This window comes from Paenibacillus apiarius (assembly GCF_017052585.1).
Classification (GTDB): domain Bacteria; phylum Bacillota; class Bacilli; order Paenibacillales; family Paenibacillaceae; genus Paenibacillus_B; species Paenibacillus_B apiarius.
The window spans coordinates 2,435,001-2,456,742 of record NZ_JAFFHZ010000001.1 but is presented as its reverse complement, the minus strand read 5'-3'; the positions used below and the strand labels follow the sequence as shown (position 1 = coordinate 2,456,742).

Here is a 21,742-nt window from a genome sequence, read left to right as displayed (position 1 = left end):
CTTATCGTATACTGCAGGGCACTCTGTATTTATTTATGATAGGATACCGCTTCGCAGAAGTGGACAGGACCCGCTTTCCACTGCCACAGCCTCTACCGCCGGAAGAGCAATCGTGACTTGTGTACCCCTATTCAGCTCGCTTGCAATATCCATCGTTCCCCGGTGATTATGAATAATGCGCTGGCTGACCATCAAGCCAAGGCCGGTTCCTTGCTCTTTATTGGTAAAGAACGGATCGCCAAGACGCTCCAGATGCTCGGCCGGAATGCCTATGCCGTAATCTTTAATGATGATGAACACCTCTTCGGTTCCCCGAGCTTCTATGCGCAGTTCGATCTCCCCTTCGCCCGTCGTCGCTTCCATTCCGTTCTTAATAATGTTGATGAACACCTGCTTAAGCTGATTCTCTTCACAATTGACCATCGGAATCTCCTGATCGAAATACGTCACGAATTTAATGTTGTATAAATGCGCTTGACTGTCTAACAGGGAAAGAACCTCCTGCAATATAATACGCACATCCTTTGGCTGGAAGCTTACGGCTTGCGGCTTCGCCAAAATAAGAAACTCGCTGACAATGAGATTAATCCGATCCAACTCAGACAGCATCATGTCCACATGCCCTTCATTCATCCGCTTCGTCTGCTGCTGCAGCTGCAAAAATCCGCGCAGCGTCGTCAGCGGATTGCGGATTTCATGCGCGACTCCCGCTGCCAATTGACCGACCGTCGTCAGCTTCTCAGAACGTCTGAGCAGCTCTTCCATCCGCTTGCGGTTCGTCATATCCCGCGTGATGCTCGCCCAAGCGATGCATTCGCCCGCTTCATTATAGATAGGCGACGTGCTGACGCTCACATCGAGCAGACGTCCATCCTTCGTAAGCCGCTCCGTCTCCCGGATGCTTACTGGGTCACCCGCATGCAGCGACTCTTCGATCTTGCGTTCCTCGTCTCTCAAGTTCTCTGGTATATTGGGCAGCGGACGGCCGATTACCTCTTCTGTCGTCCATCCGTACATATCGACAAAAGCTTGATTGACGCGTTCGATCTGCCCTTGCAAATTGGTGACATGAATCGCGTCTTTGGATTGGTTGATGAACGACTCCAAATGCTCCTTCATCGCCCGGTTCTCTTCATATAATGTGCGCAGCCGTTCTGTGGACATATCGAGATTGCGGGCCATCGAGTTAATCCGCTGCGCGAGAAGTCCCAGCTCGTCTTTCCGCTCAATGCTCAATTTCGTATGAAAATGTCCGACCGAAATCATGTTCACTTTATTTAATATCGCTTGAATCGGACGAATCAGCATCCCGGATAATATATAACTGCTAATGAGGACGATCTCCAACAGGACGACGCCAATCGCGATATTGCGCATCAATTGATCATGCAGCGCCGACATGAGCGAATCGAAATCCATCGCAATATTCAACACATACGGCTTCTCGGCCTGAATCGGGACGAACCCTTTAATGATGGCCCTGTTACCGAACTGTCCTTCGTAGAACAACGGCTTCTTTTGCTCCATCGCCTCATCCATATAATGCTTGTCATGGTCGTGCTTTAAAGTATAACTCCCGTATAACACCGCATTGTCCTGCTGGCTGACAAATTGAATGCCATCGTGACGAACGGTCATTTTCGGCGGTCTGTCGAATGTTTCCGGGTTGAGCGCCGCAATTTCGATGACGCTCGCTTGGGCCTTGACCGTCTGCTCGATTAGATTATCCGGCTTGGTCAGTTCAAGGAACGTATCCACTCGATCATCGCGAATATACGGATTAATAATGTAATCCCGCTTGCCATCGTAATAATATCCCCATTTATCGATATGATTCGGATTTGACGTGGATACATCGAACGGGCCGGACCAGAAGTTCTTCAGCTTCTCCCCTTTTGCAATCGAGACCTGTTGCGTCTCAAGCAGTTCTTGAAACGCTGCATGCCAATATCCCCATTTTTTTGTGGACATCCCGACTTCGCTTGGATCCGATGAACGCTCTATAATAATATCGCTGCCGTCAGGCAACGCGCGAAGCAAGGACATATCGGAGATGCCCAGCTCTTTGCAGAGCGACTGCAGCTGCTTGTCTGATATTTGGTCGATACGGGGAGGGAGCTTGCCCGCTGCATACATGGAGGCTATTTGCAGCTTTTCTGCCAACTGCACTTCAAATGACTTAGCGGTCAATCGAGATTGCTGGACCGATACGTTGATTTGTTGCGCGATTACATTCATACGCTGCTGTATTTCTTCGATAAGCTTGTCCTTGGTAATATTGTAGGTGAGGACCATATGAAGCAGAAGAACAACCAGTACTATAATAGATATGGAGATGGATAACTTGGCTTTGATTGAAAGTCGCATGCTTCACCTCTATCAGGTCTATCATCTCGCCTGTTAATAACGGCGAATATTCCTGACAAATGTTGTATTTATTTGTAGCTTCTCTACGAATCATATCTTAATTTGCAGCGATTTGTCTATCGTTTTTGGATAATACTGCTGGTAGAGAGTATAATTGTAGCGTTCGAAGTCGCATTATGCGAAACAAAATAGTTATCAACAACTTATTCACATAATGTGAACAGTTATGGATAATATGTGTATAATAGTGTGAGTAAAACTGAACTTATCCACATACTTGTGCACAGAGTGTTAACAACGAATATTTGTTCGGGGAATAACGATTAGACTTTTGCACACCTTGGCGTCTACCCATTAGCCGAGTCTAAAATGTTGTCCAAGAAAGGAAGTTTTTTGTTTGAGCATGCAACCATTTGAACCGCAAAATATGAAGCAGCACGAGCATTGGATGCGTATCGCCATGGAAGAAGCGAAGAAAGCCGAGGCCATCGGCGAAGTGCCGATTGGCGCCATCGTCGTCCGCGGAGACGAAATTATCGGCCGTGGCTACAACCTGCGCGAGACGACGCTTGATTCCACCGCCCACGCCGAGATGATTGCCATAAGACAAGCGAGCGAAGCCCTGCAGGCATGGCGTCTGCTTGATTGCACGTTGTACGTTACTCTGGAGCCATGTCCCATGTGCGCTGGAGCCATCGTGCAATCGCGCGTTCCGCATGTCGTCTACGGGACGACCGATCCGAAGGCGGGATGCGCGGGAACGCTTATGAACCTGCTGCAGGAGCCCCGTTTCAATCACCGTGCGGACGTAATCGATGGCGTTCTGCGAGACGAATGCGCGGCCATGCTGACCCAGTTCTTTCGCCGTCTGCGCAAAAAAGAGTAATCGGTCAGTGGTGCCCCTCGTAGATCTACGGCATGGCTAATCAAATGTAAAATATGTCCCCTAAGGAAGGTAAACAAGCTGGCCCCCGTTGAACACAGGTACCAGCTTGCAGCCTAGAATTTTTTCAATGTCCGCCAAAATTCGAACGAGTTTGTAGCTGACCCTGGAGGCGGCTTATATGGGAAAATACACTATTGAAGCTTGTCCATAACACGGTTTATCATCAGAGCTGCTTCGGCCCGGCTGACCGATTGCTTCGGTTGGAAGGTTCCATCCGGATAGCCCTTCACGAGATTATGGCCTGCTGCGATCTTTACTGCTTCGAGTGCCCACGATGCTACGGCATCACGGTCAGAGAACGATAATGCTTGCGCGCCGTCAGTCAGCTTCAATGCGCGAACGATCATCACGGACAGTTCTTCGCGTGTAATCGAATCGTTCGGTTTGAACTTCTTCGCATCTTTGCCCGCGATAATGCCTTGCTGTGCTGCAGCTTCGATGAACCCTTGCGCCCAATGATTGTCAGCCACATCCGTGAATTGGACGGAGCTTGCTTGGTCCGGGTTCAATTGCAGCGCTCGCGCGAACATGGCTGCCGCTTCCGCACGTGTCATGCTTTGCTGCGGCTTGAACGTGCCATCTGGATAAGCGGTGATAACCTGTTCTTTAATCAGGCGTTGAATCGCATCCTGTGCCCAGTGTCCGTTCAGATCGGTGAATGCAACAGGCTGCTTTGTCTCATTCGTCCCTTTACCGCTTGTTGTATCGTCTCCGGATTTGTTCCCGGATTCGGATTGGTCAGCGGTCGTATCCGGTAGCGGCATACCGGTTGCAGATGTGCTGTCATTGCTGCTGTTGCTGCTGTCTCCGTTGTCGCTTGTACCGCTGCTGTTTCCATTGTCATTTGCACTGTTATTGCTATTCCCGTTGTCGTTTGTGCCGTTGTTGCTGTTGTTTCCATTGTCGCTTGCACCGTTGTCGCCCGAGCTGCCGTTGCCGTCTGTCTTCTTCGCATAGACGCCGTGAACCTCGAATTCATAAATCCGCGCAGCAACGTCTGCCCAAGTTTGAGACGGTTGCGTCGTAATCAGCTTCACGTAACGCGCATTCGTCAGCGGAATCTGATGTGTGGATACAGCCGAGCTGTTATCCGTCACCGTGACCGCATCGGTCCAATTCTCCCCATCATTGCTGAGCTGAATCTTGAATCCTCGCGTATTCAAGGACGGACCTTCACCGCCGCTTTCAGCGTGATGAATGATAAATTTGCTCAGCTTCGCATCTTTGCCCAAATCAACGACCATCCAGTGAGGGAACTTGTCCTTTGACGTATATACGGCACACCATTTGCTGTTATCTGTCACTTTGCCGTCCACAGCGAACTGCGGCGCTTCGCCATCACTGACGAAGCTGCTTGCGGTGACCTTCTTGTCGAGCGCCAAATTGCGAGCCAACGCAACTTCATCTCGAGTGACGCGGATGAATTGCTCTTGTCGCTGCACGTCTTCGCCTTCGCTATTTTTGACAGTCAAAACGACCGGATACGTTCCTTCCTTGTCATACACGACAACAGGGTTCTTATCCGTGCTGGACGAAGGCGTACCCCCTGGGAATTCCCAGCTGCGAGCTTCCGTTACTTCAGAAGACTTATCGATGAACTTCACAGCTTCGCCTGGCTCGACAACAACATGCTCTGCGGTGAAATCAGCGCGAGGCTTTGGATAAGCGGGCCATTCCATGCTGACACGGGCCGATTCGCCACGCGTGAATTGCGGGCTAACAGCAACGATCTCAAGTGTTGAATGCGGTTCTTTGCCTTCACGGCGAATGTTCGGCACATAATACGCCGAATTCGGCGTCGCGCCTAAGAACGTCTTCGAACCGTCTTGATTCACCCGGTATACTTCATAGTGGTGCACTTCGCTGGACAATTTGTCCCAAGACAAGCGAATGTCGCTATAAATGCCTTCTTTCACTTCATTGTCCATAACGGATAAGTTCGACACCCCCGAAGGGAGAGCCTGCCTCGATTCGTTATACACGGACAATTCACCGATATTGACAGAGAAATCAGCAATGTCCTGCTCACTGCCTACATAGAGGGACAACTCGGAAATTTGACGTCCTGCATAAGGTTTCAATGAGTACTTCATCGTATTCCATTGTCCTGGCTTGTACACGCTGTCCGTTACGGAAGCAGTATATTCCGGCTCGGTTGCTGGTGTTGCCGCTGTTAACGTATCCGCAGCGTGTCTGGGAGCTAGATCAGGACCTTGGCGATAAGTCGCAGCCGTAACAGTCCGCTCAACGGCTACTCCACTATCTGCAATGCCTTCCGGATTGACAAGGACGACATCATTCGGTTGATCTTTGAAGGTGAGTCCAAGCTTCACGTCGAAATGGCTCGCATTTGAGAAATAGGTTGCGGATACGACAGTAGGCTCACTAACCGTCAAGTCTGCTGCGTACAGCTTCGCCGTCGTGCTGTTCTGCGGGGACAGATGTCCTTCCAGTTTCAGCGAGCTTCCTCCGTAATACGCACGGTCAAAATCAAAGCTCGCTTTCAGCGGGTCGCCGTCGCTCTGCGTAATCCAGCGCCATGTCGGCATGATGTCCTGCAGACTCAAGTTGTTCCAAGTCTTATTGGACACCAGGTCGCCCAAAACGGCGAACTGCTTGCCATGACCCGTGTTGAAGTGCGTCGCGAATGGCATGTCATTGACGACTGATTTTTCCACAATATAATTAGAAACGCCCTTCCAATACGCGCCGTCCTTAACCGGACGTTCTGGCGTGCCGTTCAAGCCAATCCAATACATGCTCTCTTTATTATAGAAATCTTCCGTGTCCTCCGAATTATGGAACGTCGTCCAATCTTGACGGTACAAGCCGACAGAAGCCTCATTGCTCTGCTCGAACAGCTTGTTCCAGTTCGGGCTGAAGCCGCGCGCTTGCTCGTCGATGCCGAACAGCAGGTCTTGAGGCTGGCGGCCTAATTGCTTGGCTTTCTCAATGGAGCTGGCGACAGTGCCTTTCTTGAACCAGTTGAAGTTGACGAACATGTTGTCGGACACGCGTTGGCTGCCGTGCTGCAAGAATGATTCGTTTTTCTCGTTCAAAGCATCCTGCCAACTGACATTACCGTCTTTGACCATCGAATCATACCAGAGCAGCTTCATGTCCGCAGGTTTATGTTCCTGGAAATACTTCATGAATTTCTGGACTTGAGCGGCATCTTCCACGGTGCCATCATGTGTCTCTTGATTGATGAACCATCCGTCAAATCCATAGTATTCAGCGGCTTGAATTAATTTGTCCGCAATCGGGAAACGGCCATTCTCTTCTTGTACGACTTCACGCAGCCACTCGATATCACCGCCGTAGGCGTTCGGCGGGAAGAATATGGTGCCAAGTACCGGAACGCCGTTCTTATGCGCGGCATCGATGACGTCGGCGCTTGGTGCTACAATGATACCTTGCTTGGCAGAACCGCCCCATGCAACGTATTGATCGATGTACTGCCAATACCCGAACGCGTACGCGTGAAAGTCATCAGAGCCTTGAGAAGGGAAACCTATTGTATGCGCTTGCATGCTAGCCAAATGAGTGACGCTGCGATCCGGTGACGCCGTATCGTTGACGGGCTTGCCTTTAAAGCGATCTGCTAGCGGAATGCTTGACTTGTTGAATGCATCATCTTTGTTTGTACCAGGCTGCCATTGCTTCAGATCTTGCGGGAACCAATAAGGTGAATACGGTTGCTCGGCAAAAGCGCTGGGAGCAAATGCAGTCAAAGAGCTGCAGAGGAGTGTAGTTGCGAGCAAGACTTTCCATGGCGAATGCTTCTTCTTCATGTGAATTCTAACCCCTTTTATGTAATGTAAACGCTTTAACTCATTGTGCTCCTTTTACCAGGGAGTAGATAGTGTACAAACTAAAGGAACGTTGTATTTATTTCATGTAAGCGCTATTTTCAAGGATTTCAAAGGGAAAAGATGTAGTTTTTTGTATGTTGGGGCACATTATCAGGGGAGACCGGCCATCATTATGCGAATCCACGCGCAACCAACAAAAAACCGACCCTGGTCATACCCCTGTCAAGTAGACAGATGAAAAAAGCTATGCAGCCAGCGCGTGCCGATACTCAATTGGCGCGCGCTGTTTGAGTTTGGCTTGAAAGCGTTGATAATTATAAAAGTAGATATACTCTTCTACAGCTTGATGAATCTCAACTTCTGACGTACACTGCTGAAGATACAACTTCTCTGTTTTGAGATGCGAAAAGAAGGATTCGATGCAGGCGTTATCCAGGCAGGTTGCTTTGCGAGAGTGGCTGCCTTTGACGCTGAATGCTTCCAATCGTGAGTTGTAGGCCTGAGACGTGTACTGGAAGCCCTGATCCGAATGGAGCACGGCTTCCGAAACGTCTCTTTTTCGTGTCCACTGCTCAATCGTATCCAGCACCAGCTTTACGTCGTTTCGCTCGGATAATTGCCAAGCCACAATTTCATTGTTGAACAGATCTTGTATCGCCGACAGGTAATAAAAGCGTGTGCCGTCGGAGATATACGTAATATCGGTGACTAGCTTCTGCTGCGGACCTACAGCATGGAATTGACGCTTCAATCGGTTAGGATACACGACGGAAGGCGTAGAACTAGAACGCTTTCGTTTCTTGCGAATGACGGACTGGATAGATAATTCCTTCATAAGCCGCCATACTTTTTTATGGTTAATACGATAACCAGCCTCCCATAAAGCTGTCATCATACGAGGATATCCAAAATAGGGGTGCGCAAAGTGAATAGCCATCATGTGCTCCTTGATCTCGTGATCCCTTGTTTGTCTTTCGGCCCTTAATGACCGTGTCGCTCGCCACTTGTAATAACTAGCCCTAGGTACCCCCGCAATGGCTAACAAACGCGTAACATCATAGAGATCACGCAGCTCTTCAATCACTTGGTAGTTATCCTGCGAACGGAGCGTGCCTCCTTTACCAGATTTGGATACCGCTTTTTTAAGTAATCGACCTGTGCTTTCAAATAATCCCGTTCTTGTTCTACAGTGTCAAAGGCTGTACGCGGACGTCCCTTAAGAAGATTCGATACCCCTTTACGGATATCGAACGCTTCTCCATGCTGCCACTTCCTTACCCATACTTTTAATTGGGTACAGTTTCTGATTTCTAACTTTTCCGCTACCGTTTTATAGCTGGCCTTCCCTTCTAAATACGCTTTGACTGCTGCTAGTTTGAATTCTTCGGTATACTGTTGAAACACTTGTCCCTTTCTAGCCATAGAAAAATCCCCTCCAAGTTCACTCTTGTTCCTCATGATAGCACAAGGTTTTTTTTGAGTGTCTACTTAAAGGGGATAATACCACCCTCTGAATAGGGCCGGTTTTTTACGACGATATTAATATCCGCCGAACATTTGTTCCAGTTGTTCCATCGTAACTACATCTGTTGGAATGCCGATTTTAAATTCTGCTTTTCCATTGATGTTCGTATATTCGTTCGTAATGCGGGCAGCGATTTTCGCCTGTTGGCCGTTCTCTGTAAATTCAAGGTTCGCTACGATTTGCTGATACGCAGGGAATTGATCTTTATCAATGGCCGTAGTCAAGCTAAGCTCGTTAATCTTCATCGTTTTCTTAATTTCTTCAATGCCTTTTTTCAATTCGTTATCATCAGATTGAAGCTCTTTCTTCATCTCATCAATGTCAGACTGCTCTATTTGAAGCAGCTTACGGTATTCTTCCTTGCTCACTACCTCTGTTATGGCCGGAAGCGCGTCTTTGGCAAAGGTTGTAGCGAACTGCTCGAAATTCTCGTTCGTTACGTTGAACTTCACAATTTCTTTCGCCTTAACTGTATCCGGCAAACCTGCATCTTTCTTATCTACTGTCGAGAAGAATGTCTTCTCGTCGAATTTGCCTACAATTGCTTTGAACAAGTCATTGGAAAACTTCTGCATGTTCTTGATGTCAGCAGCCGTCGGAAGCGGCTCGCCCGACTCTTCAGCCAATTGCTTCAAATCCAACTCGATGAATTTGCCGACCAGATCTTGCGGAAGCGGAAGTGTCGGAATATTAGGGACCTTCACCCAAATCTTATCTTGATTCATTACGATCGGAAGTGTAAAGGTTAAGGCCATATCGCCCTTCAAGTTGACTTCCAAATTCGCTTCCATCTGCAGCGGTTCTTGCTGCACCACACCGTTAACGCTCAGCTCAGCGTTCTTCAGCATGCTCATTACCATCTGCGCATTTGGATCCGATGTTGCGCTTGCTGCGTTTACCAAGAAATCATCGATCTTAATCGAACTATTAAAAGAATATGATTTCATTTCGAGCGACTTGCCAAAAGCACCTTCTACCGCTTCTTTCGGATTGCTCTTCGCACCGCAACCCGTGATGATTAAGGCGAAGGCAAATACGATGGCCACCGCGCTTTTCATCCATCTGTTCATTGAATTCAGCTCCCCTATTCCTTATAAATGATGTCTAAATTAACCCAATACATATTAACCTATACGTATAAGATTGAAAATAGTTCCTTGGAAATATATTTTATGAAGCATTTCATTGACATACGCAATAGGTCCTATGCATTCCCTTTTTAGTGAATATCTCTCTTCTTAAAGCGACCACCCTTCACGTCATGGATGTTGCCAATCGCCAAAAACGCTTGCTGATCATGCTCTTCCACAATAGACTTCAACTTGGCTTCTTCCAGCCGGGTAATCACGGTAAAGATGACTTTTTTCTCGTCTCCTGAATATCCGCCTTCCCCCTGCATGTACGTTACCCCGCGGCCAAGACGGCTCAACAGCGCATCGCCAATCGCTTTATGATTATCGCTAATAATCCAGACCGATTTGGAATCGTTTAAGCCTTCCACCGTAATATCAATCATCTTAAATGCGACGTAGTAGGCAATAAGCGAGTACATGGCCCGGTCCCATCCAAATACGAATCCTGCGCTGGATAGAATGAACAGGTTGAAAAACATGACGATTTCGCCGACAGAAAAGGGCGTCCTTTTATTCAGCAAAATGGCCACAATTTCCGTACCGTCCAACGATCCGCCAAAGCGAATGACCATCCCCACGCCGATTCCAAGAATAATCCCTCCGAATACAGCTGCAAGAAACGTGTTCTCTGTAAATGCCGCCACCGGATGCAATAGCGCCGTGCTTAGCGACATAACGGCGACTCCAAGCAGCGTGGAGAGGGCAAATGTTTTGCCGATTTGTTTATACCCCATGATGAGAAAGGGCAGATTCAGAATGAAAAGAAAGACGCCTAACGGTACGCCCGTAACATGTGAAATAATAATGGAAATGCCAGTCACTCCGCCGTCCGTAATCTGATTGGGGACGAGGAACAGCTCTAGGCCCACCCCCATCAGCACGGCACCAATACTTACGAAAATTATGCGTTTCAACAGCTTTACAAGCCCCATCTTCGAATGCTGCTGGCATTGTATGGAGGCAAGCGCTGCCGCTTCTATAGAAGTCAGCTGTTCAATAGCCTGCCCTATCTCTTGCTGCTCCTGAGCCGCAGCAATCTGCTCGACCGGGTGCTGCGAAAAAGTGCTTTGATCTAGTCGATCGTGTTCATTTTTACGATTGGTCACCGCGTTCACCTCTCTTTAGTTACTTTTTTGTCACTATTATTATTATACCGAACTTTGTATCAAGATTGGACCCAACGGATCAATTTCCCTGTAAAAAAATAAAAGAGCGTGGATCTTTCCCCATATAGCGGGGAAAACCATGCTCTTCCTTAATCATTTCGAACGTGCCGTTCCATCGATTCTTACCCCTCCGGGTTATTGTGGTGCACGTGGTTGGCATTTTTCACTTTCTTCGACCCTGAGAGCGGTTCTTGCATCGCCCCGCGCTCATTGCCTGCGTGATGGCGGTTAGGCTGATTCTTGCCCGCACTTGGTACCGGAACCGATTTCGGCTTGCTCATAACTTCGTCGCTCCCTTTCTACCTTGTATTATAAATGCCCCATATCTGTCGGCTTGTCATGATTTAACGCGTCCTGATGACGGCGATCATTCCGATCCTGCTGTATTTGCTGAGCTTGATGGCTGTTGACGGGCGCCGCATCCAAATCTTTGACGACACCGCTCAAGTTCTTATCCAAGCGGCCTTTGGCTTTCGTCATATTCATCCCTCCTGAATCATGATTCTCCATGGTGTGTGACATCGTGCAATTCCTGGGCGCATTCATGAATATGCCGCATATAGTTCTGTGCCAGTTCCTGAATGACCTGTGTGCGCTCATCCACATGCACGCCATCCCGCTCCACATCGAGTAATTGCAAGTCCACTTCCCGGGAGTCCACATAAGCGCACTGAAAGTCAAATGAATACATTTGCCGGCCTGCGGTATCGATATGGATAATAAGCCCTTGCGGATTTGAACCATCTGGCAAGACGGTTGCTTTGTCTCCCTGTTCCAGCTTTCTCGGCAGCGTCTGCTGCCATTCATTGACGAGTCGGTATTGATCGACTTGCACTGCCTTTTCATTATTCATAAGACCCACACCTCCACTATTCATTAACAGTTTGCGGATGGGGCCATTATTTTATACAGCAAAAAACCCACATCCAAGAAAGATGCGGGTTCCAATTACAAAGTATATAATGGCGGAGAGGATGGGATTCGAACCCATGTGGGCTTGCACCCTAACGGTTTTCAAGACCGCCCCGTTATGACCACTTCGGTACCTCTCCACAATATGACTGTCCGAAAGAAAGATCGAACAGTCATTATTTTATCATGTTTTTGTCTGTAGCGCAACTATTCCTTCTTGCCTATTTCTTCTGCTGAATGGCATCCAATCCACCCATGTAAGGACGGAGCACCTCTGGAATTTCAATCGATCCGTCTGCCCGCTGGTAGTTCTCCATAATTGCCGCAACCGTGCGTCCGATAGCCAGACCCGATCCGTTCAGCGTATGCACGAATTCCGGCTTCGACTTCGTATCGCGGCGGAAGCGAATGCTCGCGCGGCGCGCTTGGAAATCCTCAAAGTTGGAGCAGGACGAAATCTCGCGGTACGTGCCGCTGCTCGGCAGCCATACTTCGAGATCGTACGTTTTGGCCGAGCTGAAGCCAAGATCTCCGGCACAAAGCGCCATTACACGGTACGGGAGCTTCAACAACTGCAATATTTTCTCGGCATGTTCCGTTAACGACTCCAGCTCCGCATACGAATCCTCCGGCTTGACCAGCTTGACCATCTCAACCTTGTTGAACTGATGCTGACGAATCAAGCCGCGCGTATCTCTTCCTGAAGCGCCCGCTTCAGAACGGAAACAGGCGCTGTACGCCGTATAATACCGCGGAAGTTCTTCCACATTGAGAATTTCATCACGATGCAGGTTGGTTACCGGCACTTCTGCCGTTGGAATCAGATAATAATCCGTTCCCTGCAGCTTAAATAAATCCTCTTCGAACTTCGGCAGCTGACCTGTGCCAATCAAGCTGTCACGGTTAACAATGAACGGCGGAAGCACCTCTTCGTACCCGTGCTGCATTGTATGCACATCCAGCATGAAGCTGATCAGCGCACGCTCTAGGCGCGCACCCGCTCCTTTGTAGAATACGAAGCGCGAGCCCGTCACCTTGCCTGCTCTCTCGAAGTCCAACACACCCAGATCCTGCGCCAAATCCCAATGCGCCTTGAATTCGAATGCAAATGTTCTCGGTTCGCTCCAACGGCGAATTTCTACATTGTCATCCTCAGACAAGCCGATAGGCACGCTCTCGTGAGGAACGTTCGGAATGGCCAGCGTCATTTCCTCCATCTGCGCTTCAATAGAGCGGATGTCCTCATCCAACGCTTTAATGCGATCGCCGACTTCACGCATTTCGGCAATAAGATCGTCTGCCGACTCCCCGGCTTTCTTCTTCTTCGCTACGTCCTGAGATACGACGTTGCGTCGATTTTTCAACTGCTCGGTTTCTTGAAGCATTTCCCGGCGGCGTGCGTCAAGCTCTGGAAATCCTGCAATCATATCCTGTGACTTGCCCCGATTTTGCAGCGCTTGCTCCACGCGTCCGAACTCGTTTCTCAATAACTTAATGTCTAGCACCGATTGTCCCTCCTGCCAGAAACGGCTGCATCGCCCTTTCTCTGGAGACAAGGACATACCGTTTCTATCTATGCCATTTCTAATTTCATTCGTATTCCAATAAAAACACCTTACCCCTACCCTTCAGGGAACGGAGTCAAGGTGTTTTGCTATTCCTTATCCTGCTACGTTCTGGCGCTGTTTAACCATCTCGGCAAAGTAACGATGCAGATTGGCATCATCCGTCAGTTCCGGATGGAACGAGCAAGCCAGCAGATGCCCTTGTCTTGCCGTTACAATCTCGCCGTTCACTTCGCACAATACGTCTACATCAGCCCCCACCGCTTTAATCAGCGGGGCACGGATAAACACGGCTCGAACCGGCTCATCAATGCCGCGGACATTCAGGTTCGTCTCAAAGCTCTCCCGTTGGCGTCCAAAGGCATTGCGCAGCACCGTCATGTCCATCAGTCCCAGGTGAGGCTCTTCCGGTCCTTGCTGACCTTCAATATGCTTTGCCAAGATGATAAGGCCCGCACACGTGCCGAAGATGGGCTTCCCTTGCTCCGAGAAGTCACGAATCGCATCAATGAAGCCATACTTGCGCATCAGCTTGCCGATCGTCGTGCTTTCGCCGCCGGGAATAACGAGGCCCTGAAGCTCATCCAATTGCTCCGGACGCTTAATAGAGACCGCCTTGGCCCCCGCAGCTTCCAAGCTCCGTATATGTTCTGCAACAGCGCCCTGCAGGGCTAATACTCCGATGTTCATCCGTGAGACCTTCTTTCTATCTTACCAGCCGCGGTCTTGCATTCGCTCAGACGGCGCCAGCTTGGAAATTTCAATCCCTTTCATCGGCGTACCCAAGTTCTTCGATACTGCCGCGATAAGGGCATAATCTTGGTAATGCGTTGTTGCCTCCACGATTGCGCGCGCGAACTTCTCTGGACTGTCCGATTTGAAAATACCGGAGCCGACAAATACGCCGTCTGCACCCAAATGCATCATAAGCGCTGCGTCCGATGGTGTTGCTATACCGCCCGCTGCGAAGTTAACGACCGGCAGCTTGCCGCTCTCATGAATTTGAAGCAGCAGATCATAGGACACGCCCAGATTTTTCGCTTCCGCATACAGCTCGTCCTTCGACGAATTCTGGATTTTGCGGATTTGGCTGTTGATGAGACGCATATGACGAACCGCTTCCACGATGTTGCCCGTGCCGGGCTCGCCTTTCGTGCGGAGCATAGCCGCGCCTTCGCCGATGCGGCGAAGCGCTTCGCCCAAATCTTTCGCGCCGCATACGAATGGAACCGTGAATTCATTCTTGTCGATATGGAACACTTCATCGGCCGGTGTCAACACTTCCGACTCATCAATGTAATCAACGCCAAGCGACTCCAAAACTTTCGCTTCTACATAATGGCCAATGCGCGCTTTCGCCATTACCGGAATGGAGACGACTTTCATCACTTCTTCGACGATGGTCGGGTCCGCCATGCGAGCAACGCCGCCCGCCGCGCGGATATCGGAAGGAACGCGTTCCAATGCCATGACCGCTGTTGCGCCGGCCGCTTCCGCAATCTTTGCTTGCTCTGCATTCATGACGTCCATAATGACGCCGCCTTTTTGCATTTCCGCCATACCACGTTTGACTCGAGCTGTACCTGTTTCCATCTGAATGCCCCCCGCCATTTCATATATATTAACTTGCCGTTACGTAACCAATACGAACCGTCCTCTAGAGACGACATGACCTGCCTATAAAGGCTCATTCACTTATTTTACATGATGCGCCATAGGATAGACAACCAATATTGTCGGAATTGACATATAGATTGCCTTAATTCGTGCGGATTAGAACAAATTTTTAATGGATTTGAACAAATCTACGAAAAAGTCTCCGATCGCCCGGAAGAACAGACGCCACCAGCTTCCCTTCTCCACATCTTCTGACGCGATCAGGTTGACCGTCTGTTTCTGTTCCACATCTTTATCTTTATACGTAAAAGTAATCGTTCCGACTTTTTGTCCGTTTTTAATCGGAGCAACCAGCTCATTTTCCGGGATTAACTTCTCGGCATGCGTAATTTTGTCGTCTACCTTGGCACCTTTGGGCACAACGAACGATACGCCCGATTCGGTCACAATCGGAACTTGCGTCTTGACGCCCTTCTTAATCGGCGCTTCCTCCACGCCGGCTACGACTTTCTTCGGAGCCACGACGCTCTTCACCTCATAGCTGGTGAAGCCGTGGTCAAGCAGCTTCTGCGTCTGCACGAAACGCTCGCTCTTCGAGCTTGTCCCCATAACGACCGAGATTAAGCGCATGTTATCACGCACTGCCGTACCCGCAAAGGTGTATTGGGCTTGATCAGTGAAACCCGTCTTCATTCCATCTAATCCTTGATAGGCGTAGCGCTTGAAGTTCGTAATATTTTTGTTCGCTTCCAGCATCCAATTCAAGTTCGTAATCGGCGTCTGATCCCGCTCGCGGAACTTGAACGATTGAATGGTCGTGAACTGGCTGAATTCTGGATGATCGACGACAATAGCACGCACAAGCTTGGCGACGTCCATTGCAGACATTACCGTCTCATCAGTGCCTTCAGGACGATAGTCCTTGGGCATATCATTCCTTCCAAGCCCTGTGGAGTTGATGAAATGCGCCGTAGTCATCCCTAATCTCTTCGCCGTATCATTCATCAGCTTGACGAATTCAGGTTCCGAGCCCGCAATGTGTTCTGCCAGCGCAACGGTGGCATCATTGGCAGAGCCAATCGCCATGGCGATGTATAAATCACGCACCTTATGCTTATCTCCCTTGGCCAGGAAAATACGGGAACCTTCCGTCAGGGAAGCATGCTCTTGCGTTGTTACCTCGTCGTCCCAACTGAGTTCCTTGTTCTTTACCTTTTCCATGACGATATACTCAGTCATCATCTTCGTCATGCTTGCCGGCGGCTTGGGCGAGTTCGAATCTATATCTACAAGCACTTGTCCCGTGCTCGCTTCCATTAAGATCGCGGAGGTGACTTCCAATCCAAGCGATTCCTTGGTCACTTTCGCTGCTGGAGCAGACGCCCCTTTATTGGTAGCGGCTTGCTGTCCCTTCTCTTGGGTTGCTGCCGCTTCGGCCAGTACCATTCCTGCTGAAGGCAATAGGGCAAAGCTTAATATTTGACATGCGGTAACAATCGCCACCGCCCGTTTCCATGTTGTGCGTCTGGATGCTTGTTTGTGCTGCAACACCACGACAACTCCTCTCCTGAATAAATCCCACATGAAGCTATTCTAACATAGCGGGCCACGCAAAAAAAAGACAGGGTTGTAATACCCTGCCTTTCTTTGTCGAATCTGCATGAAATGATGCAAGTTACAAGGAATAGTTCGGCGCTTCCTTCGTAATTTGCACATCGTGCGGATGGCTTTCGCGAAGACCCGCACCTGAGATTTTGACGAAATACGTATCATTTTGCAATTCGTTCAAATTATTCGTTCCGCAGTAGCCCATACCTGCCTTAAGGCCACCGAGAAGCTGATGAATCGTATCGGCAAGCGGCCCTTTATAAGCAACACGCCCCTCGATGCCTTCTGGAACAAGCTTCTTCTCATTATCATTGTCCTGGAAGTAGCGATCCTTGCTGCCTTGCTTCATGGCCCCAAGGGAACCCATCCCGCGATATACTTTGAAGCGGCGTCCTTGATAAATCTCGGATTCGCCAGGGCTTTCCTCGGTGCCTGCGAACAAGCTGCCGAGCATAACCGCGCTTGCGCCTGCTGCAATGGCTTTCGTAATGTCACCGGAATATTTGATGCCCCCGTCTGCGATAACAGGAATGCCGTATTCACGCGCTACCGTCGCGCAATCGTACACTGCCGTAATTTGGGGAACACCGATACCCGCAATGACGCGTGTCGTACAGATGGAGCCTGGTCCGATACCGACTTTAACGACGGACGCGCCGGCTTCGATCAAGTCGCGAGTTGCGTCGCCTGTTGCGACGTTGCCTGCGATAATTGTCAGCTCTGGATATAAACCGCGCAATTTGCGGACTGCTTCAATAATGTTGATATGATGGCCATGAGCCGAATCGACGACAATGACGTCCACACCCGCTTGAACAAGCGCTTCTGCGCGTTCATACGTATCCTTCGAAATTCCAATCGCAGCGCCGCAGAGGAGACGCCCTTGCTCGTCTTTCGCCGCATTCGGGTATTGAATCGCTTTTTCGATATCTTTAATCGTAATGAGACCTTTCAACGTGTTCGCCTCATCCACCAACGGCAGTTTTTCGATTTTGTGCTGCTGCAAAATAACTTCCGCTTCCTCGAGCGTCGTTCCAACAGCTGCCGTTACTAGGTTCTCATGCGTCATAACTTCCTTAATGAGAATACTGAAGTCATGCACGAAGCGTAGGTCACGGTTCGTTAAAATGCCGACCAGCTTATGATTGTCATCGACAATCGGAACACCGGAAATACGATATTTGGCCATCAAGCGATCAGCCTCTTCCACCGTATGTTCTGGCGATAAAGAGAACGGATTGGTAATGACGCCACTCTCCGAACGCTTTACGCGGTCAACTTCCTCTGCTTGCCGTTCAATCGGCATATTTTTGTGAACGATGCCGATTCCGCCTTCACGTGCAATTGCGATGGCAAGCGGAGCTTCCGTTACCGTGTCCATACCTGCGCTAATCAAAGGAATATTTAACTTCACTTTGCTGCTTAAGCGCGTCGATACATCTGTTTCCCGTGGCAATACACTCGATTTACGCGGCACCAACAGCACATCGTCAAATGTTAAACCTTCCTTTACAAACTTAGATTCCCACACCAGAAAGTTCCTCCCTTGATTTAAATTGGCGATCCATCGGCCAAACCCTTGCGACACGGGGCTTGTCCTCCGATTTACGTCATCTCTCTGAATATATTATTGCAATCTTAGCAAAGCGGTATAAGGCTGTCAAGATAAGCGCCTTTTAATGAAAGGAGATTTTTCAACGCTTTTCAATAATTTTCAATATCTAGAGTGTCCTCCCCACGTATACAAATTAAATGACTTTTAATTAGTATGAGAAAGGCTGAACTGTATCATTCTTTTCCTCTAAGAAAATGGGCACAAAAGCAGAATTGCACGCTTCGTTTCCTGTTTGTCTTCCTATTCATTCATAATATTCCAGTTAGATGGAGAGATGCGATTCATAAATACAATGATAAAAGTAAGGACAGACATCATTTTACAGGGATACTTTAGGTATAAAGAAATAAGTTGGTTTATCTATGGGCTGAATTCATTCGTACGATGATTAATTGACACGCTCTAACTGCAAAAGTGCAGCGAATCGGCCCTGTTTGCGCCTAAATTTCCCAATGAACTGCATTTGTACAGTTCACCATGCTTGTTTCACACAAATAATGGTATAACTAGTCATAATAACTGCATAATTGCAGTTACGAGTCTATAATGAGATGCAGAGCCAAATTCTACAGCATATTTGCAGTTTCTCACGCGGAAATACCGATTTTCAGCAATTGGCCAAGCGGAACAGCCTCTTGGGGCAGATGCAGCTCGCCATGAGTTTATGTTTAGATTGTCATGCATTCTGTTCAGCTCGTCCAACGTTTTTCTTCATTTCCTAGACGAAGCGGGAGCTTGACTTGCTTATATACAAAAAATCCACTGACATAAGTCAGTGGATATCGTCTGCTTGGCAACGTCCTACTCTCCCAGGACCCTGCGGTCCAAGTACCATCGGCGCTGGAGGGCTTAACGGTCGTGTTCGGGATGGGTACGCGTGGAACCCCTCCGCTATCGCCACCAAACAGATATTCAAGGATTGCGCCTTGAAAACTGAACGCGAAAGTTTCATTTGCTCTAGAATCATTGTTATTAGGATAAGCCCTCGACCGATTAGTATTCGTCAGCTCCACACATTGCTGTGCTTCCACCCCGAACCTATCTACCTCGTCGTCTTCAAGGGGTCTTACTAATTGGGAAATCTCATCTTGAAGGGGGCTTCACGCTTAGATGCTTTCAGCGCTTATCCCTTCCGTACGTAGCTACCCAGCCATGCCTCTGGCGAGACAACTGGTACACCAGCGGTACGTCCATCCCGGTCCTCTCGTACTAAGGACAGCTCCTCTCAAATTTCCTACGCCCGCGACAGATAGGGACCGAACTGTCTCACGACGTTCTGAACCCAGCTCGCGTACCGCTTTAATGGGCGAACAGCCCAACCCTTGGGACTTACTTCAGCCCCAGGATGCGATGAGCCGACATCGAGGTGCCAAACCTCCCCGTCGATGTGGACTCTTGGGGGAGATAAGCCTGTTATCCCCAGGGTAGCTTTTATCCGTTGAGCGATGGCCCTTCCATGCGGTACCACCGGATCACTAAGCCCGACTTTCGTCCCTGCTCGACTTGTAGGTCTCGCAGTCAAGCTCCCTTCTGCCTTTGCACTCTTCGAATGATTTCCAACCATTCTGAGGGAACCTTGGGGCGCCTCCGTTACTCTTTAGGAGGCGACCGCCCCAGTCAAACTGCCCACCTGACACTGTCCCCGAACCGGATTACGGTCCTAGGTTAGAACTCCGATACGATCAGGGTGGTATCCCAACGATGCCTCCACCGATGCTGGCGCACCGGCTTCGCAGGCTCCCACCTATCCTGTACAGACCGTACCAAAGTCCAATATCAAGCTGCAGTAAAGCTCCATGGGGTCTTTCCGTCTTGTCGCGGGTAACCTGCATCTTCACAGGTATTAAAATTTCACCGGATCTCTCGTTGAGACAGCGCCCAAGTCGTTACGCCATTCGTGCGGGTCAGAATTTACCTGACAAGGAATTTCGCTACCTTAGGACCGTTATAGTTACGGCCGCCGTTTACTGGGGCTTCGGTTCATAGCTTCGCCTTGCGGCTAACCACTCCCCTTAACCTTCCAGCACCGGGCAGGCGTCAGCCCGTATACTTCGCCTTGCGGCTTCGCACAGACCTGTGTTTTTGCTAAACAGTCGCTTGGGCCTTTTCACTGCGGCCCCCTCGGGCTATTCACCCTACCGAGGCACCCCTTCTCCCGAAGTTACGGGGTCATTTTGCCGAGTTCCTTAACGAGAGTTCTTCCGCGCGCCTTAGAATTCTCTTCTCGCCTACCTGTGTCGGTTTGCGGTACGGGCACCTTCACCTGGCTAGAGGCTTTTCTTGGCAGCATGAAATCAAGACCTTCGGTACTATAAATTTCCCTCCCCGTCACAGCCCAGCCTTATGGTCAGCGGATTTGCCTACTGACCGGCCTCACTGCTTGGACGAGCATCCATCAGCTCGCGTCCCTATCCTTCTGCATCCCCCCATTGCTCATAACGGCTTACGGTGGTACAGGAATTTCAACCTGTTGTCCTTCGACTACGCCTTTCGGCCTCGCCTTAGGTCCCGACTTACCCTGGGCGGACGAGCCTTCCCCAGGAACCCTTAGGCTTTCGGCGGACATGATTCTCACATGTCTTTTCGTTACTCATACCGGCATTCTCACTTGTGTATAGTCCAGCAGTCCTTCCGGTCTACCTTCAACCCGATACACAACGCTCCCCTACCCATGCATCTTACGATGCAAGCCATAGCTTCGGCGATACGTTTAGCCCCGTTACATTTTCGGCGCAGAGTCACTCGACCAGTGAGCTATTACGCACTCTTTAAATGATGGCTGCTTCTAAGCCAACATCCTGGTTGTCTGGGCAACTCCACATCCTTTCCCACTTAACGTATACTTAGGGGCCTTAGCTGATGGTCTGGGCTGTTTCCCTCTTGACAATGGACCTTAGCACCCACTGTCTGACTCCCGGATATAAGTCGATGGCATTCGGAGTTTGACTGAACTTGGTAACCCTTGGCGGGCCCCGCATCCAATCAGTGCTCTACCTCCACGACTCTTGACTCCGAGGCTAGCCCTAAAGCTATTTCGGGGAGAACCAGCTATCTCCGAGTTCGATTGGAATTTCTCCGCTACCCCCACCTCATCCCCGCACTTTTCAACGTACGTGGGTTCGGGCCTCCAGTGCGTGTTACCGCACCTTCACCCTGGACAGGGGTAGATCACACGGTTTCGGGTCTACGACTACGTACTCATTCGCCCTATTCAGACTCGCTTTCGCTGCGGCTGCGGCTTTTCACCTTAACCTTGCACGTAAACGTAACTCGCCGGTTCATTCTACAAAAGGCACGCCATCACCCAGTTAACGGGCTCTGACTTCTTGTAAGCACACGGTTTCAGGTTCTATTTCACTCCCCTTCCGGGGTGCTTTTCACCTTTCCCTCACGGTACTGCTTCACTATCGGTCACCAGGGAGTATTTAGCCTTAGCAGATGGTCCTGCCAGATTCCCACGGGGTTTCACGTGT

Annotated in this window: 14 protein-coding genes, 1 tRNA gene and 2 rRNA genes (1 of these 17 running past the window's edge); 1 reads left to right on the top strand and 16 read right to left on the bottom strand. The window is 49.5% G+C overall.

Features of this window, described 5'->3' with window-relative positions; all coding sequences use genetic code 11:
* Window positions 1-33: 33 nt before the first annotated feature.
* Entirely contained in the window at window positions 34-2,367 is a 2,334-nt protein-coding gene (locus JSQ80_RS11195) for an ATP-binding protein (protein ID WP_087434123.1), read from the bottom strand.
* Window positions 2,368-2,770: 403 nt separating this feature from the next.
* Between JSQ80_RS11195 and tadA the strand changes: the two genes are divergently transcribed.
* Entirely contained in the window at window positions 2,771-3,253 is a 483-nt protein-coding gene (gene tadA, locus JSQ80_RS11190) for a tRNA adenosine(34) deaminase TadA (RefSeq protein ID WP_087434170.1), read from the top strand.
* A 191-nt stretch (window positions 3,254-3,444) separates the two neighbouring features.
* On the opposite strand, the gene JSQ80_RS11185 is transcribed toward tadA, so the two are convergent.
* From JSQ80_RS11185 to JSQ80_RS11115, 15 genes are all read right to left on the bottom strand, one after another.
* Window positions 3,445-7,107, bottom strand: coding sequence for an endo-beta-N-acetylglucosaminidase (locus JSQ80_RS11185; RefSeq protein WP_206095342.1), 3,663 nt, complete (start codon window positions 7,105-7,107; stop codon window positions 3,445-3,447).
* A gap of 265 nt (window positions 7,108-7,372) precedes the next feature.
* A protein-coding gene (locus tag JSQ80_RS11180) for an IS3 family transposase (RefSeq protein WP_206095341.1) occupies window positions 7,373-8,550 on the bottom strand; the annotation gives its coding sequence in 2 pieces (ribosomal slippage) (window positions 7,373-8,262 and window positions 8,262-8,550; 1,179 coding nt in all).
* 117 nt (window positions 8,551-8,667) lie between these two features.
* Window positions 8,668-9,723 (bottom strand): DUF6612 family protein, encoded by a 1,056-nt coding sequence (locus JSQ80_RS11175; RefSeq protein ID WP_087434121.1) that lies wholly within the window; start codon window positions 9,721-9,723, stop codon window positions 8,668-8,670.
* Window positions 9,724-9,872: 149 nt separating this feature from the next.
* Window positions 9,873-10,718 carry a YitT family protein gene (locus tag JSQ80_RS11170; protein ID WP_087434169.1) on the bottom strand — a complete coding sequence of 282 codons (846 nt, stop codon included), beginning with the start codon at window positions 10,716-10,718 and terminating at the stop codon, window positions 9,873-9,875.
* Window positions 10,719-11,074: 356 nt separating this feature from the next.
* Window positions 11,075-11,233 (bottom strand): small acid-soluble spore protein P, encoded by a 159-nt coding sequence (locus tag JSQ80_RS11165; RefSeq protein ID WP_087434120.1) that lies wholly within the window; start codon window positions 11,231-11,233, stop codon window positions 11,075-11,077.
* Window positions 11,234-11,261: 28 nt separating this feature from the next.
* The gene (locus tag JSQ80_RS11160) at window positions 11,262-11,432 is read right to left on the bottom strand and encodes a hypothetical protein (protein ID WP_176392853.1); all 171 of its coding nucleotides are present in this window, start codon (window positions 11,430-11,432) and stop codon (window positions 11,262-11,264) included.
* A gap of 16 nt (window positions 11,433-11,448) precedes the next feature.
* Window positions 11,449-11,805, bottom strand: coding sequence for a hypothetical protein (locus JSQ80_RS11155; protein ID WP_087434119.1), 357 nt, complete (start codon window positions 11,803-11,805; stop codon window positions 11,449-11,451).
* A 110-nt stretch (window positions 11,806-11,915) separates the two neighbouring features.
* Window positions 11,916-12,004: transfer RNA gene (locus JSQ80_RS11150), tRNA-Ser, on the bottom strand.
* Window positions 12,005-12,085: 81 nt separating this feature from the next.
* Window positions 12,086-13,369: a serine--tRNA ligase gene (gene serS, locus JSQ80_RS11145; RefSeq protein WP_206095340.1), complete on the bottom strand. Its 1,284-nt coding sequence runs from the start codon at window positions 13,367-13,369 to the stop codon at window positions 12,086-12,088.
* A gap of 156 nt (window positions 13,370-13,525) precedes the next feature.
* Complete coding sequence (gene pdxT, locus JSQ80_RS11140; protein ID WP_206095339.1) at window positions 13,526-14,119, bottom strand: pyridoxal 5'-phosphate synthase glutaminase subunit PdxT; 594 nt, start codon at window positions 14,117-14,119, stop codon at window positions 13,526-13,528.
* 21 nt (window positions 14,120-14,140) lie between these two features.
* Window positions 14,141-15,022 carry a pyridoxal 5'-phosphate synthase lyase subunit PdxS gene (pdxS, locus tag JSQ80_RS11135; protein WP_087434116.1) on the bottom strand — a complete coding sequence of 294 codons (882 nt, stop codon included), beginning with the start codon at window positions 15,020-15,022 and terminating at the stop codon, window positions 14,141-14,143.
* A 180-nt stretch (window positions 15,023-15,202) separates the two neighbouring features.
* Entirely contained in the window at window positions 15,203-16,600 is a 1,398-nt protein-coding gene (locus JSQ80_RS11130) for a D-alanyl-D-alanine carboxypeptidase family protein (RefSeq protein WP_087434115.1), read from the bottom strand.
* A gap of 121 nt (window positions 16,601-16,721) precedes the next feature.
* Window positions 16,722-18,185 (bottom strand): IMP dehydrogenase, encoded by a 1,464-nt coding sequence (gene guaB, locus JSQ80_RS11125; RefSeq protein ID WP_087434114.1) that lies wholly within the window; start codon window positions 18,183-18,185, stop codon window positions 16,722-16,724.
* Window positions 18,186-19,057: 872 nt separating this feature from the next.
* Window positions 19,058-19,174, bottom strand: a 5S ribosomal RNA gene (gene rrf / locus JSQ80_RS11120).
* 68 nt (window positions 19,175-19,242) lie between these two features.
* Window positions 19,243-21,742, bottom strand: a 23S ribosomal RNA gene (locus JSQ80_RS11115); it runs 428 nt beyond the window's last position.